The organism is Salibacterium lacus, from assembly GCF_042684865.1.
GTDB lineage: Bacteria > Bacillota > Bacilli > Bacillales > Marinococcaceae > Salibacterium > Salibacterium lacus.
Genome location: NZ_JBHUML010000002.1, coordinates 1,093,987 through 1,109,016, shown reverse-complemented (window position 1 = coordinate 1,109,016; position 15,030 = coordinate 1,093,987). Strand labels below are relative to the sequence as shown.

The window sequence follows — 15,030 nt, the reverse complement described above, 5'->3', positions numbered from 1 at the left end:
ATGCCGGAACGAAATGATATCCAGAACCTATCTCACCTGGGGCAGGAAGAGACGAGTTATACGTTTGAATATGATCCTTCGCTCCTGGAAACGTTTGAAAACAGCCATCCGAACCGGGATTATTTCGTTAAATTCAACTGTCCCGAGTTCACGACGCTCTGTCCGAAGACGGGGCAGCCCGATTTTGCTGCCCTGTATATCAGCTATATTCCTGATGTAAATATGGTGGAGAGCAAATCGTTGAAGCTGTATTTGTTCAGCTTCCGGAACCACGGCGGATTTCATGAAGATGCCATAAATACAATCGTCAATGACCTTGTCGAACTGATGAATCCGCGCTATCTTGAAGTGCTCGGCAGATTCACCCCGCGCGGAGGGATCTCCATTGATCCGTATGCCAATTACGGACGCCCCGGCACAAAATATGAACAAATGGCAGAAACGAGACTGCTGTATCATGACATGTATCCTGAAAACATTGATAATCGGTAAACAGGCACCCCGGGGACACTCCGTGGTTATACACTGTATATTACCCGTGATAAACAAACAAAACCCGGATCCGCCTGGAATCCGGGTTTTGTTTGTGGTTATGATTCGTCGTTGGCATCTTTTGCTGATTGCTTTGCTTCTTTTTTTAGAGCATTCAAATCTTCGGTCCACTGCTTATACCGGCCTCTGCCGTATTCGTACGTTTTATCTCTACGGCCGCGGTAGGCAGCATTCACTTTGGAAGGAACATTGATCGTCCATCCCCACAGCCGGGCAATCTGTCTGCGCGTTGTTTTTCCATTTTGGGGAGCCGTCAGGAGTGTGGCGGCAAAAGCGGAAAAAAAGCCTGCGGCAGCACTGATCCACCGTATCTGTTTATTCATGATGTTTTGTTACCTTCTTTAAATTCTTTAAGGGCACTCCGTTTTTGATACAGATAATAGACAAGAGCCGCGCCGCCATACAGCCCGCCTAAATCCCGGTTCTCCGCTTTTTCTTTGGCTTCGTCCGTGTTTTTCTTCATGGAATCCGTCATATCGACAAGAGAAGAGGACAATTTTCTCGAAGCTTCACCGGCATCTCCGAGAATATAGAATAACGGATTCAGTGTGCGCATTTTTTCATTTAAATCAAGGAGTGTTTCATTACTGTTATGAATGACCACCCCGGTTTCTTTCATTACATCATCAAGCTGATCCGGGAGTTTTTCGACTGTCTTATTCACTCCACCAAGCACGTTGGTAAGGTTGTGCAGGGTCCGTGCAAGGAAAATAACGAGTACGGCAAATGCGATTGCAATAATAAGTATACTGATTCCTACTAAATCCAACATAATCCCTCCTAGTGTTTCTTTTGCCTATTCTATCATGAAACGGACCGTTTATGTTTACGATTCCCTTTGATTTGCGACAATATCCAGCATATTTCTAATGTATTCGCCAACAACCGGTATACCCGCGAGCTGGGTAAGAAGAAAAAACAATAAAGCAAGGAAAAGTGCGGTGCCAAGCGTTAACCCCACGCCGCGTGCCACACCGGCGATCAAATTTGTTTTAATGACTTCCGATGTTTTCGTATAATGATAGGCTAAATCTTTCATCCGTGAAGTTGTCGTTATTTCTTCCAGTTTGTTAACAAGCATCTCCATTTTTTTCATTTCATCCCGTTCGGGCGGCTCCCTGCGTTTTTCAAGTTTTCTGTTTTTTGTCTCCTGTTCCTCAGACATACTCATCCCCCTTCATGCATTCGACAAATTCCAACTTTCACTTACCCTTTTTCGACCGTATGTAAACGCAAAAAAACTCCGGAAAAAATCCGGAGAAAAACACATTAGGATGTTATTTCGCTGAATATCCGGTTGCAGGCTGCAGCAGAGTCCATATCTTTTTCCGTGATGCCGCCTTGATCGTGCGTGGAATACCGGATGGTAATGGTTGTATGGTCAATCGTAACATGAGGGTGGTGCTGTACTTCTTCGGCATATTCCGCTACTTTATCGACAAACGAAATGCCTGTCAGAAATTCTTCAAAAGAAAAGGTACGTTCAATGCTCTTCGCATCAGAACGTTTCCAACCGTCCAGTTCATTGAGCCGCCGTTCGATAACTTCATTGTCCAGTGTGCTCATGCAACACCTCCTTAAGCATAATCACAACAAATTCGTTCCCTGAATTAAACATTCTTAAACCTGAAAGGTACATAACGAAACCATGCGTAGGAAATAAAAGAACAGGGAACCTTTATATGTAGTAGTAGAAAAGGGGAGGAATTCGACTATGCATAATGGATTTGCAGAAAACGAATACGGACGTCTATCGGAAGTGTTGATGTGCAGCCCCGAGCAGATGAAAATCGTGGAAGTCATCAATGACACCCAGAAAAGGTATAGAATGAAGAACATTGATCAGGAGAAGGCGGCAGCACAGCATCAGGAACTGAGAACTGTCCTTAAAAATCACGGAGTGCATGTGCATCTTCTCCCTCCGGAAGAAAGTATGCCGGAACAGGTGTTTACAAGGGACCTTGGATTTACATCAACCAAAGGAATACTTATCGGAAACATGAAGGAAAAGGTAAGAGAGCCCGAAACAGCAAGGGTGAAACAATGGCTGGATGCGAATGACTGGAGTTATGAAGAAATGGAAACAGGCGCTCTGGAAGGCGGGGATATCATTATCGATGACTTCCTGCTCTTTGCTGGAGAAAGCAGCCGGACGACCCCGGAGGCGCTGGAGGAACTAAAAAGCTGGTTTCCGGAGAAAAAACTGATCCGCATTCCACTGAAAAAACAGTATCTGCATCTGGACTGTGTATTTAACATTCTCTCTCCAGGCACAGCTGTCATTTATGAACCGGCTTTGACCGAAGAAGCGCTGCGAAATATCAGAATGCATTACCGGACGATTTCCATAGGAGAAAAAGAACAGTTCCGTCTTGCTGTGAATGTGCTGGGAATCGGCTCTCATACTGTCATTGCACTTCCGGAAAATAAACGGGTGAATCACCAATTAATAGAATGGGGATTTCATGTCATCGAAGTCGACTTGTCGGAAATAATTAAATCCGGAGGTGCGTTCCGGTGTGTGACGTTTCCTTTGAAAAGGATGACAGAAACATAAATCTGTTATCTGCAGCTTTTTCTCCAAAAAAACACTTGTAATAAAGCAGAATGGTACGTACAATATGAAAGGAAAACTTGTCTTTATAGACGAAATAAATGTTTCTTCTGTCACAGACAGACTGACCAGTCGGTCTTTTTTAGATTTGGAAGCAATGGAGAGAAGGTGCTCAAATGTTTAAAAGAGTATTGATAGCAAATCGTGGAGAGATAGCAGTACGTATTATAAGGGCATGCAGGGAACTTGGGATTGAAACGGTAGCCGTTCATTCGGATGCGGACCGCGAAGCTCTACATGTTCTTATGGCTGATGAGTCATACTGCATCGGGCCGAAGTCTTCTGCGGAAAGCTACTTAAACAAAACCAATTTGATAGCAACAGCGCTGAAGACGGGAGCGGATGCGGTACACCCAGGCTACGGCTTTTTATCCGAGAATGCGGAATTTGCGGAGATTTGTGCGGACCATAACCTGACGTTTATCGGACCATCAGCGGAAGCCATCAGCAAGATGGGAGCAAAAGCCGTTGCCAGGGAAACAATGAAGCATGCCGGTGTTCCAGTTGTTCCCGGCACCGAAGGAATTATTGAAAACGAGCAGGAAGCCTTAAATACTGCAGAAGATATAGGTTATCCCGTCATTGTAAAAGCGACCGCCGGCGGTGGGGGAAAAGGCATGCGTGTGGCCGGTGATGCCGAAGGACTGCAGCAGGCTGTGCAGATGGCCCAGCAGGAAGCAGCGACTTCATTTGGCGACCCTGCCGTATATATGGAGAAGTTTGTTGAAGAACCACGGCACGTGGAAATTCAGATTATGGCAGACAGGCACGGCAGTGTTATTCACTTAGGGGAAAGAGACTGCACCATCCAGCGCAGGCACCAGAAATTGGTCGAAGAAGCACCGTCCCCGGCTCTGGACGAAGCAACACGGCAGGAGATGGGGCGTGCTGCTGTTAATGCAGCCAAAGCCGTGGATTACTGCGGAGCAGGTACCGTTGAATTTCTGCTGGACAAACATAATCAGTTTTATTTTATGGAAATGAACACGCGGATTCAGGTGGAACATCCGGTGACAGAAGAAGTGACCGGCGTAGATCTTGTGAAAGAACAGATACTGGCAGCTTCTGGACGTCCCTTGAGTTACCGGCAGGAAGACATCAGAATCGAAGGATGGGCCCTCGAATGCAGGATAAATGCGGAGAACCCGAGCCGAAACTTCATGCCGTCGCCGGGAAGAATTGATACGTACCTGCCGCCGGGCGGCTTTGGAGTGAGAATAGACAGTGCGGTGTATACAGGCTACACGATTACACCTCATTACGATTCCATGGTAGCAAAGCTGATTGTAAAAGGTGCCACCAGAGAAGAAGCTGTCAGCAGAATGAAAAGGGCTTTATCAGAATTTGTAGTCGAAGGTGTTTATACTACAATTCCTTTTCACGCGGCGTTAATGGATCATGACGTGTTCCGCAAAGGAGACTTCACAACAGCGTTCCTTGAAGAACATCAGGTTATGGAATCATCCTCTGACGAATAGAAAGCAGGTGATACGGTGCCGGTAACAACCACAAAACAGCGGATAACGGATGCGGCTCTTCAGTTGTTTGAAGAATCCGGATTTCATGCGGTGACCGTCGATAAGATAGTACAAAAAAGCGGAACATCCAAAGGCGGTTTTTACCATAACTTTAAATCAAAAGATGAACTGCTCTATACCATCCATGAATCCTTTATCACATATATCATCGAAAAAGCCTACCAGGCGCATACAAGCTGGAATACCCCGGCGGAGAAGTTATATGAGACGGTTCATTCGTTTGTGCGTATGTTTGAAGTATACCAGGCCCATGTGACGGTCTTTTATCAGGAGAGCCTGTATTTGTCGCCGGTTTATTTTGACAGTATAAAAAAGAAACGGGACCGTTACAAAGACATGATGTTTTCTGTCGTTGAAGACGGAAAAAGCCAGGGGGATTTCCGGCAGGAACTTCCCGTACCTATTACCTCGATGGCGATTTTTGGTATGATAAACTGGACATATAAATGGTATAAATCCGACGGGGCGTATTCGGTACGGGAAATAGCTGATATTTATGCTGATTTAATTATGCAGGCGGTATTGACGGAAAAAGCCAGAAACAAACCGGAATACCAGCGCTTTTTCCTGGGGCATAAAGTAGGTTGAAAAATTTAATGAAACAGAGGACAAGGAGTGTAGTAAATGTTTACGATGGATGAAATTAAAGAGTTAATCCGGGCGGTGGATGAATCTTCTGTCGGTGAATTGAAAATTCAGGGAGAAACACAGGAAAAAATCACAATTAAAAAAGAAGGTACTTCCGGTGCGGCGGTTCAGTCTGCTCTTCCGGTACAGCCGGTACAGCAGGCGGCACCGGCCCCTGCTGTGGAACCTGAAGATAAAGACCAAGGGGCTCCGCAGAAAAATGATCATTTGAAAGAGATTGTATCCCCTATGGTCGGCACGTTTTACCGTGCTCCTTCTCCTGAAGCAAGCATATATGTCAAAGAAGGAGACCAGGTCAAAGAAGACAGCGTAGTCTGTATCGTCGAAGCTATGAAGCTGATGAACGAACTTGAAGCGGAAATGTCCGGAGAGATTGTTGAAATTCTGGTGGATGACGGGGAACTGGTGGAATACGGTCAACCGTTGTTCCTTGTCGATCCGAAGTAATGCATATAACAGGGGGAAGCCCTGCAGCAGAAAAGAGACGGTGTGTTTTTTTCCGTCTCTTTTCTTCATCATAAAGGGGGAAGCGGGAATGAAACGAATACTCATCTGGTTTATGCACCCGGATCGAAACAGCTTTAATGGGGCTGTACTGAACACGCTGCAGCAGAAGTTGGAGCGTGGGGATGTACAAACTCATGTGCGCTGGATTCCGGAAATAAATATCTCCTTTCAGTTAACGAAAAACGAGTATCATGAATCCCTCCGCGGGAGATATCCCGAAGAGATACAATATGAACATTCCTGGATCAACTGGGCGGATGCTGTCCTTTTAGTATTTCCCCTCTGGTGGGGTGGTTTCCCTGCGGCGGGGAAAGGATTTATGGATCGTGTGCTTTCTTATCGGTTTGCCTACACTATGCAGGGGGAGACCCCGGTCCCTGAAATGAAAGGGAAAAAGCTCGGAGCAGTATATACAACCGGCGCGCCGGAAGAAGATTTTCGTTCATCACGGGAGCGTCTGGAAGCATTGTGGGATGAACAGATTTTTTCTTTCTGCGGCTTTGAGACCCTCCCCTTTCTACAGCTTGGCAACGTTGTCCAGGCCGATGAAGCCGGGCGCGCCAAACGTCTTAGAAGCGTAGAGAAGTATGCAGAAAAGCTTATTTCCACTACACCGTAAATCTTGTGTTTTGAGGGTGCGGCGGGGGAAGTGATATGATAGAAAACTGGGTACGAGATACGTTTCTATTGATTGAAAAAAGGATGAGATACAGATGATTTGGATGTTGGATACCTGGATTTTTTACCTGCTGTTGTCCGTGCTGCTTCTTGGCATCACTTTTTCAGTGGGGATGGTGCTGCACCGGTTGATTCAGAAGAAAGAAAAAAAGACGAAGATGAAAGAACGGGCAGCCGCGGTCATTCTTGCTGCTGTGATGGCAGCCTTGTATTTATACACTGCCGAGTGGTTCACCGACCGGGCGGCTATGGGTGAACGCGTCGTAACATCTGATGGTATACAGGAAACACAAAGGGAACAAAGCGTGGTCATTCCTTTTGGGTCGTATGCGGTTGTGGAACGTCTTTACGATTTCGGTTATACACGGGATGAAGAACAAAGCGGAGAAACCATTCGTTATACATTTACCATTACCGATGGTGAAGCATTCCTGAAAGAGTATGAAAATTATATAGAAGGAAACGGTGTGTTCATCAACCGCGGGCGGATTGCTTTTGAGCAGCTTTATGAAGAAGAATGGCAGCCGGAACTGCCGCCCGGTTCAGAAAACGAAAGCACCGATTTTCCGGGCGTGAAGCTGGAACAAAGCGTGATATCTCCTTGATTCTTCCTAAGCGTCCACCCCCTCCTCCTGCGGCGATAAGCGGGAGGATTTTTATAATTATCGAAGCCTTCTCCATGTTCATGAAAAGATCTCTGCATTAACGCTTTACTGTAGAAAAAATTTATATTTACAAGAATTGTTCCATCTTATAAGATAAGTATAACTATAAGAAAAGCATACATATAAGAGGGGGAAGAACAGATGGTGATTCGTCATTGGGGAAAGGTATTGTTGACAGGTATACTGTCCACATCCGTATTGGCAGCCTGCGGGCAGGATGAAGGCAGTCCAGAAAATTCGGGGGAAACGGAAGGGTCCCAGGAAGAAGTGGTTCAGGTGGGAGCGACACAGATTGTGGAACATCCTTCCCTGGATGCAGCGTATAAAGGGTTCAAACAGGGGCTTGAAGACAATGGCTACACAGAAGGTGAAAATATTGAATACGATATGCAGAATGCACAGGACGATATGAGTAATGCTCAGACTATTGCCAATAATTTTATTTCAAGCGGAGTGGACCTTATTTTCGCCAATTCCACCCCGAGTGCGCAATCGGCTCTGCAGGCCAGTTCTGAAACTCCCATCGTTTTCACATCAGTGACAGATGCTGCAGAAGCTGGTCTCATAGAAAGCCCGGAATCTCCGGGAGAATTAATCACCGGCGTAATGGATCTTCATCCGGAAATGATTAACAGGACAGTCGGTTTCATATCCGAAAACTTTCCGGAAGCCCGTGTCGGCATGGTGTATAATTCCGGAGAACAGAATTCGGTGACACAGGTGGAAGACGTGAAGACTGCGATGGAAGATACGAATCTGGAAGCCGTAACACGCAGTGTTTCCTCCTCTGCAGAAGTACAGCAGGCGGCGGAATCTCTTGCAGGAGAAGCTGATGTTATGTACATTGTAACGGACAATACCGTTGTATCGGCTCTGGAATCTGTGGTGGGAGTTGCGAACGAGCAGGACATCCCTATGGTAGTAAGTGAACCGGATTCTCTGGAACGCGGCGGTCTTGTTACCTACGGTATTGACTACGAGCAGATTGGGCATCGTGCCGGAGAAATGGCTGCCCGGATTCTGGACGGAGAAGCCTCTCCTTCCGACATTCCGGCCGAGTATCCAAAGGAAATGCAGCTGATGATTAACCGGGATGCGGCTTCAGAACAGGGAGTAGAGATAAAGGAAGCATGGAAAGAAGAAGCAGAATTTATCAATTAGTGATAAACCTGGTCCGGTCTGTGTTTACAAAGTAACGGACCGGACTTTTTCATGCATAATAGGAAACGAAGCATCAGAATGTTATGGATCCCGCAGTTTCCGGCGGTGAACCGGGTCTTCTGATGACTATAGGAAAGGGGGGAACATGCAGTTATGTGGACCGCATTATTCGGTTCTGTAGAAACCGGAATCATATACGCGTTAATGGCGCTTGGTGTTTACATATCGTTTCGGGTGCTTGATTTTCCTGATCTTACAGTAGATGGGAGCTTTGTGACAGGGTCTGCCATTGCCGCGGTACTTATCACGAGCGGGCAGTCCCCGATTATTGCAACAGCAGCCGGAACGGCAGGGGGCTTTCTGGCAGGGTGCATTACCGGAATTCTCCATACGAAAGGAAAAATCAATCCTCTGTTATCAGGAATCTTAATGATGATTGCTTTATATTCCATCAATTTACGTATCATGGGGGGACAGTCCAATGTTCCGTTGTTAAATGAACAAACGATATTCACTATGATAACAGAGTTCTGGACGAGTCTTGGCATCAGCCGGCCCGTTAATCAGTCTCTGGCCGGCCTCGGCATTACCGACCCTTCCATTATTTTCACAGCGCTGATATTGACCTTTATCGTCAAGTTTATCACCGACTACTTTCTCAAAACGGAAGTCGGCATGGCTCTTCGCGCGACGGGTGACAACAAGTCGATGATCCGCAGCTTTTCCGCCAATACGGATGGACTGATCATCCTCGGTATCGGGCTCTCCAATGCGCTGGTAGCTTTATCAGGTGCCCTTGTTGCACAGCAGGGAGGCTTTGCCGATGCCGGTATGGGAGTCGGCATGATTATTATCGGACTGGCGTCTGTTATTATTGGGGAAGCGTTGTTTGGAACGAAATCCATAGCACGCACCACGTTCGCCGTTATTATCGGTGCCGTTGTATACCGCATTGTTGTAACCATGGCTCTTTTGGCTGATTTTCTTGAGACAGGAGACATGAAACTGATTACAGCGGTGATTGTTATCGGCGCGCTGATTACACCGAAACTTATTGAATCGCGGCGGGAAAAGAAACGCAGGCTCCGTAAAAAAGCGGAACTTTCCAAAGCATCACCGGCTGACGAAAGGGGAGAGCAGAATGCTTCGACTTGAACAGGTTTCTCTTACATTTAACGAAGGAACGATGGATGAGAAGCAGGCCCTGCAGAACGCAAATATCGAACTGAAAAGCGGTGAATTTTTGACAGTTATCGGCAGTAACGGAGCTGGAAAGTCAACTTTGATGAATGTGATTTCCGGATCCATCATTCCAGATACAGGAAACATTTTTATTAATGGTCAGGCTGTTACTCCGATGCAGGAATATAAACGCTCGCAGATGATCGGCCGGGTCTTTCAAAACCCATCGGCCGGCACCGCTCCTTCTATGACGATTGAAGAAAATTTATCTATGGCCTGGTCCCGCAACAAAAAACGCACGTTGAAGCCGGGTGTCAATAAAAAGAAAAAAGAAGTATTCCGGGAACATTTGAAAACATTGAACCTGGGACTCGAAGACCGCATGACCGCAAAGGTCGGACTGCTTTCCGGCGGAGAAAGACAGGCATTATCATTGTTAATGGCTACATTTACAGAACCTGACATTTTGATGCTGGATGAGCATACTGCCGCGCTTGATCCCTCGAGAGCAGAGCTGATTACCGGCATTACCGCAGACGTAGTGGAGAAGTTCCAGCTTACGACACTGATGGTTACGCATAATATGCAGCAGGCTCTGGATCTTGGAACGCGTCTGATTATGATGGATCAGGGTCAGATTATTCTGGACGTGGCAGGAGAGGAAAAACAGAATTTGACGATTGAAAAACTGCTCGAAGAATTTCAACGTCTCCGCGGAGAAAAAATGGCAAATGACAAAGCAGTGCTTGGATAATGCAGGAGGTGGAAGCATGAAAGCTGCAGCAGTCAAGGCAGAAGGAAGTGTCAGAGAAAAGCTGGCGATTGTTACAGAGGATAAACGTGTTATAGACATGACAACGGCTGCCCGGCAGAGTGGTTCAGATTACCACGTTCCCGAAACGATGATCCAGGCAGCTGCGGAGGGAGAGGTGTTTTGGGAAGAAGCAGAGAAATTGACAAAGTGGGTGCTGGCTAACAACCGTGAAGACTGTATCCAGACGTTTGACGATGTTACTTTATCCGCGCCGATCCCTGCACCATTAAAAAATATTATGTGTGCCGGAAAGAACTATAGAGACCATGCGTTGGAAATGGGAAGTGAAGCAGATGTTCCGGAGGATCCAATTATTTTCACCAAAGCTCCTACTACGGTTATAGGTCCAGGAGAGGAGATACATTCACATCCCGGAATCACAGAGGAAGTGGACTACGAAGGGGAGATAGCTGTCATCATCGGAAAGGAAGGGAGCGGTATCTCGGCAGAACAGGCTGATGATCACATTTTCGGGTATACGCTCGTAAATGATGTCACAGCAAGAGACCTCCAGAAAAGACATAAGCAGTTCTTTCTCGGAAAAAGTCTGGATACATTCTGCCCGATGGGTCCGTATATTGTGAGACCGGAAGAAATAAAAGGAAAAGATATCACACTTGAAACGTATGTGAACGGAGAACGCCGGCAGCAGGCGGCTGTCTCCCAGATGATTTTTTCGGTATCCTCCCTCATTGAAATTATTTCCCGGGCAATAACACTCCAGCCCGGTGATGTTATTGCCACAGGTACCCCAGCCGGAGTGGGAAAGGGATTCAATCCTCCACGTCTTTTACATCCCGGTGATGAAGTGGTTGTTACTGCCGAAGGACTGGGCCGGCTCACAAACAGAGTCCAATGATAATTATGATACAGGGATAACGAAAGGGAGTTCCCATTCCATCGGTTCTGTTCGGGACCGCTCTGCCATGATGGAGAATCGTTCCGCCGGCTGAAAGGCGAACTCCAGAGATCCTTCGTATGTTCCATTATCGTTTACAACAGTGTTTGTAAAAGCCGGATAAATTTTTTCTCCCTGTACGTTCATGGACCACTCCAGTTTTCCGTCGGATATATAATCTGCAGCCTGAACGTTTAGTGTTTTCCCGTTTCTTTTCATGTTCGTTATTTTCAATTCTTCTCTCGTAAGAGGAAAAGAATCAGCAGTGACATCCTGAAAAAGTACTTCCTCTGTGTCACTCTCAATGACCATGAGAAGCGGCGCTGTAATATGACGGCTCTCTTCATGAAGGGGGCCGGAAAATGACTGTTCGACCGTTACCATATGGCTTTGCTCTTGTTTTTGGCTGTACTGCGCGTCTCCTGTCGTCTGATAGTTGTTTCCCTGCGCATCCGACACTTGCTCGGGAAAACGTAACGTCACGTCGGAAGAATCGATTCGTCTCGTTTCATCCTCAGCAGCAATTGAAAAAGAGAGGGAAAAGTTCGAATCGGCGTTTTCGGCACGCGTTGTATGTTCAAATGTTACGGTATACAATTCGTTGGAAAACGTTGTAACCTCTTCGCTGGATGAAGTGTCAGCATTACTGCAGGCCTCAAGAAGTATAACAGCGGGAAGAAAAACGGCCAGAAACCGCTTCATAACATAACATCCTTTTATTTATAATATGACAGGCTCAGTTTAACATATTTATTCGGTTTTTCGGTATGCTGCCAGCAAACAGATTACGCCGTATCATAGTCTATAAACAATACAAAGAGTTTGGGACAAAAGAGATCGACGATAGGAAAAACACGAACATTTCGGATGAAATGGTGAGAGCAGTTTATATAGCGTAGTCAAAATACTTCGTCTCCTGCGGGAACAGCACGTGTCTCAAGACCCCGCAGGAAGCGGGTTTCTTCCGAGGGCCCGCAGGATGCGGGTCAGGTCGGCGCCCGCCAGGAGGTGCCGATCTTAGCCGATCTTCCTCCTTTTGAGCCGTGCCCGCGGCATAGAAGACACGATGAGCCCCAGCGAATCGATGCCGCCCTTGTGCTCTGGAGTGAAAGCGAAGTATTTTGACGCAGCGATAGTTGATGAACAACAAAATGCCGAACGATCCATTTAAGGATCGTTCGGCGTTTTGTTATCTATGAATCGTTTTGTCCCAGTCTCTTCTTCAGGGATCTGATCAGACATTTTTGGTAGTTTATCTGGAAGCGGCCCGGGCTCGTTTGTTTTGTTTCTGCGGAATATCGGGCATGTCGTTGACGGATACAACATCTTCCACTTTTTTCTCCGGCTGGTGCCAGTATTGTTCATTGCCCGGAAGGTCATCAAACCAGGAAGCATCTTCGGGACAGTCCAGCACCATAAATCTGCCGTACTGCCCATCTCTGGACTGGTGGTATTTCAAATATGCTTTTCCATCTTCAACCGCCAGTATTTCAATTTTGCCGGAAGTATGACTCATGGATAACCGGATACGCTTCCCAAGGCCGCTCGTTCTTGCTTTGGCTTCCTCTACAGCATCATAGGCTTCTTTTAAAGGGAGAACAAAATCATTGTTACCGGCGACCGGTCTGTTAATAAAGAAATAGTAAGGAGTGACACCGGCCCAGGACAATTTATCAAGCAGTTCGGTCAAATCATCCGGATGATCATTGATTCCTTTCAGCACCGGGGTTTGATTTACAATAACAGCACCCGCGTCATGGAGGGCCTGAAATCCTTTTTTCGCTTCTTCGGTAATTTCACGCGGATGGTTCACGTGCGCCATAATGTAAATGCGGTGATCCGCCGTAGAATATTCACGGATCAGTTTCAACAGTTCTTCATCTTCGTAAAAACGCATCGGATTGAAGACAGGAAGCTTCGAGCCGATCCGGATAATTTTTACGTGCGGTATGCTTCGGAGTTCTTCTATAATGTAACGAAGCTTTTTGGTTGCCAGAATAAGCGGGTCTCCGCCTGTGAGGAGCACGTTGTTGATTTCAGGGTGTTCTCTAATGTATTCAAGTCCTGGATTAACATCAATCATCGCTTCTTTTACATCATTACGGAACAGTCGTTTTCGGAAACAATAACGGCAGTAAGCGCCGCAGACCTCTGAACAGATAAGAAGAGCTGTGGTTTCGTATTTGTGCTGACAGCCTGGTACGACATAGTTTGTGTCTTCATCCGATGCGTCCCACCGCCCGTATTCTTCAAGCTCTCCTTCATTGGGTATCACGAGATTCTTAATGGGGTCGTTCGGATCTTCCCAGTTAATCAGGCTCAGATAGTATTCGTTCACACGGAATACAAACTTTTCTGTTATTTTTTTCAGGCGTTCTCTTTCTTCCTCCGAAATCTGTTTGATCTGGTCAATCTTCGTCAAGTACTTGGGCTGGGCCATGTTTCGTATCATCACCTTTCTTTTATGAGAATCAACAAACGTAAAAAGTACTGGTACAAACAGTAAAAGTATAACAATTATTGTTCATAATAGTCAAAAAAATAAACGGAAAACATTCCAATGTTTTGTGTATCAAAAGCCGGCTTGATAAAAAATTTGACCAGTAAAAAAAGCCTTTCGAAACAGTATCGAAAGGCTTTTTTTACGTTTGACGGCAGGGCCGGGAAACGTATCAGCGGATGCGTGCTTCTGATTCAGGATCGAAGAAGTGCACTTTGTTCATGTCAAAGGCCATTTCGACTGTAGTGTCCGCTTCAATTTCCGAACGGGAGTCGACTCTCGCTATCAGCTGCTGTCCTCCGACTGTACTATAAAGAATAATTTCAGCACCATTCATCTCCGCCACCTCAATCGGAAGCGACACCTTGGATTCCGGCGATGATTCGAGAAACAAAGGCTCGTCGTGAATATCTTCCGGACGAATGCCCATGAGAAGCGATTTGTTTTCAAATCCCTGTTCCCGGAGTATTTTCATTTTCCCTTCCGGAACGCCGATGGAAATATTATTTCCAATATTAAAGTAATTCCCTTCAAGTTTGCCTTCGAGAAAGTTCATGGCTGGTGACCCGATGAAACCGCCGACGAAAAGGTTTTCCGGACTTTCGTACACTTCCTTCGGACTTCCGACCTGCTGGATGATGCCGTCTTTTAGGATGACGATACGGGTTGCCATCGTCATAGCTTCGGTCTGGTCGTGGGTAACATATATTGTAGTAGAATCCAGGCGTTTATGGAGTTTGATGATTTCTGCACGCATCTGTACACGCAGCTTGGCGTCCAGGTTGGAAAGAGGTTCATCCATCAGGAACACCTTTGGATCGCGGACAATAGCACGGCCAAGAGCAACACGCTGACGCTGACCACCGGAGAGCGCTTTCGGTTTCCGGTCCAGATATTCTTCAAGTCCGAGAATGGAGGCAGCGTTATCCACGCGTTCTTTTATGTGTTCTTTTTTGAATTTACGTAGTTTCAGACCGAATGCCATATTGTCATACACGTTCATATGGGGATATAGTGCATAGTTTTGAAATACCATCGCAATGTCCCGGTCTTTTGGTGGAACTTCATTCATTCGTTTGTCGTCAATCAGCAGGTCGCCTTCTGTGATATCTTCAAGTCCTGCAATCATCCGCAGAGTGGTTGACTTTCCGCACCCGGAAGGACCGACAAATACGATAAACTCCTTATCTTCCACTTTGAGATTAAAATCATCAACCGCCGCTTCTCCGCCATCATATACTTTCTTGATTTGGTTCATTGCAATTTCCGCCAT

General features: G+C 46.3%; 18 protein-coding genes. 11 read left to right on the top strand and 7 right to left on the bottom strand.

Annotated elements, in window-relative coordinates; all coding sequences use genetic code 11:
* On the top strand, nt 1–492 hold the full coding sequence (gene queF, locus ACFSUB_RS06535; protein WP_380712380.1) for a preQ(1) synthase: 492 nt from the start codon (nt 1–3) through the stop codon (nt 490–492).
* 98 nt (nt 493–590) lie between these two features.
* On the opposite strand, the gene ACFSUB_RS06530 is transcribed toward queF, so the two are convergent.
* The 4 genes from ACFSUB_RS06530 to ACFSUB_RS06515 form a co-directional block, all read right to left on the bottom strand.
* Nucleotides 591–875: a YtxH domain-containing protein gene (locus ACFSUB_RS06530; protein ID WP_380712379.1), complete on the bottom strand. Its 285-nt coding sequence runs from the start codon at nt 873–875 to the stop codon at nt 591–593.
* Nucleotides 872–1,324 carry a DUF948 domain-containing protein gene (locus ACFSUB_RS06525; protein WP_380712378.1) on the bottom strand — a complete coding sequence of 151 codons (453 nt, stop codon included), beginning with the start codon at nt 1,322–1,324 and terminating at the stop codon, nt 872–874. The genes ACFSUB_RS06530 and ACFSUB_RS06525 overlap by 4 nt, the downstream gene beginning before the upstream one ends.
* Nucleotides 1,325–1,378: 54 nt before the next feature.
* On the bottom strand, nt 1,379–1,717 hold the full coding sequence (locus ACFSUB_RS06520; protein WP_380712377.1) for a DUF5665 domain-containing protein: 339 nt from the start codon (nt 1,715–1,717) through the stop codon (nt 1,379–1,381).
* Nucleotides 1,718–1,821: 104 nt separating this feature from the next.
* Complete coding sequence (locus ACFSUB_RS06515) at nt 1,822–2,118, bottom strand: 4a-hydroxytetrahydrobiopterin dehydratase (protein ID WP_380712376.1); 297 nt, start codon at nt 2,116–2,118, stop codon at nt 1,822–1,824.
* Between the two features lie 148 nt (nt 2,119–2,266).
* Between ACFSUB_RS06515 and ACFSUB_RS06510 the strand changes: the two genes are divergently transcribed.
* From ACFSUB_RS06510 to ACFSUB_RS06465, 10 genes are all read left to right on the top strand, one after another.
* A complete protein-coding gene (locus ACFSUB_RS06510) occupies nt 2,267–3,109 on the top strand; it encodes a dimethylarginine dimethylaminohydrolase family protein (protein ID WP_380712375.1) in 843 nt (280 codons plus the stop codon).
* Between the two features lie 173 nt (nt 3,110–3,282).
* Nucleotides 3,283–4,644 (top strand): acetyl-CoA carboxylase biotin carboxylase subunit, encoded by a 1,362-nt coding sequence (gene accC / locus ACFSUB_RS06505; RefSeq protein WP_380712373.1) that lies wholly within the window; start codon nt 3,283–3,285, stop codon nt 4,642–4,644.
* Nucleotides 4,645–4,659: 15 nt separating this feature from the next.
* The gene (locus ACFSUB_RS06500; protein WP_380712372.1) at nt 4,660–5,292 is read left to right on the top strand and encodes a TetR/AcrR family transcriptional regulator; all 633 of its coding nucleotides are present in this window, start codon (nt 4,660–4,662) and stop codon (nt 5,290–5,292) included.
* Nucleotides 5,293–5,328: 36 nt separating this feature from the next.
* Nucleotides 5,329–5,799 (top strand): acetyl-CoA carboxylase biotin carboxyl carrier protein, encoded by a 471-nt coding sequence (gene accB, locus ACFSUB_RS06495; protein ID WP_380712371.1) that lies wholly within the window; start codon nt 5,329–5,331, stop codon nt 5,797–5,799.
* 88 nt (nt 5,800–5,887) lie between these two features.
* The gene (locus tag ACFSUB_RS06490) at nt 5,888–6,478 is read left to right on the top strand and encodes an NAD(P)H-dependent oxidoreductase (protein WP_380712370.1); all 591 of its coding nucleotides are present in this window, start codon (nt 5,888–5,890) and stop codon (nt 6,476–6,478) included.
* 94 nt (nt 6,479–6,572) lie between these two features.
* The gene (locus ACFSUB_RS06485) at nt 6,573–7,142 is read left to right on the top strand and encodes a hypothetical protein (RefSeq protein WP_380712369.1); all 570 of its coding nucleotides are present in this window, start codon (nt 6,573–6,575) and stop codon (nt 7,140–7,142) included.
* 201 nt (nt 7,143–7,343) lie between these two features.
* Nucleotides 7,344–8,363, top strand: a complete 1,020-nt coding sequence (locus ACFSUB_RS06480; RefSeq protein WP_380712368.1) for an ABC transporter substrate-binding protein — start codon at nt 7,344–7,346, stop codon at nt 8,361–8,363.
* A 153-nt stretch (nt 8,364–8,516) separates the two neighbouring features.
* Nucleotides 8,517–9,518, top strand: coding sequence for an ABC transporter permease (locus ACFSUB_RS06475; RefSeq protein WP_380712367.1), 1,002 nt, complete (start codon nt 8,517–8,519; stop codon nt 9,516–9,518).
* Nucleotides 9,505–10,299: an ABC transporter ATP-binding protein gene (locus tag ACFSUB_RS06470; protein ID WP_380712366.1), complete on the top strand. Its 795-nt coding sequence runs from the start codon at nt 9,505–9,507 to the stop codon at nt 10,297–10,299. Before ACFSUB_RS06475 ends, ACFSUB_RS06470 begins: the two co-directional genes overlap by 14 nt.
* A gap of 16 nt (nt 10,300–10,315) precedes the next feature.
* Entirely contained in the window at nt 10,316–11,218 is a 903-nt protein-coding gene (locus ACFSUB_RS06465; RefSeq protein WP_380712365.1) for a fumarylacetoacetate hydrolase family protein, read from the top strand.
* A 3-nt stretch (nt 11,219–11,221) separates the two neighbouring features.
* On the opposite strand, the gene ACFSUB_RS06460 is transcribed toward ACFSUB_RS06465, so the two are convergent.
* The 3 genes from ACFSUB_RS06460 to ACFSUB_RS06450 all read right to left on the bottom strand — a co-directional run bounded on the left by ACFSUB_RS06460 (nt 11,222) and on the right by ACFSUB_RS06450 (nt 15,030).
* Nucleotides 11,222–11,959 (bottom strand): hypothetical protein, encoded by a 738-nt coding sequence (locus ACFSUB_RS06460; RefSeq protein WP_380712364.1) that lies wholly within the window; start codon nt 11,957–11,959, stop codon nt 11,222–11,224.
* A 550-nt stretch (nt 11,960–12,509) separates the two neighbouring features.
* Nucleotides 12,510–13,697: a KamA family radical SAM protein gene (locus tag ACFSUB_RS06455; protein WP_380712363.1), complete on the bottom strand. Its 1,188-nt coding sequence runs from the start codon at nt 13,695–13,697 to the stop codon at nt 12,510–12,512.
* A 232-nt stretch (nt 13,698–13,929) separates the two neighbouring features.
* A complete protein-coding gene (locus tag ACFSUB_RS06450; protein ID WP_380712362.1) occupies nt 13,930–15,030 on the bottom strand; it encodes an ABC transporter ATP-binding protein in 1,101 nt (366 codons plus the stop codon).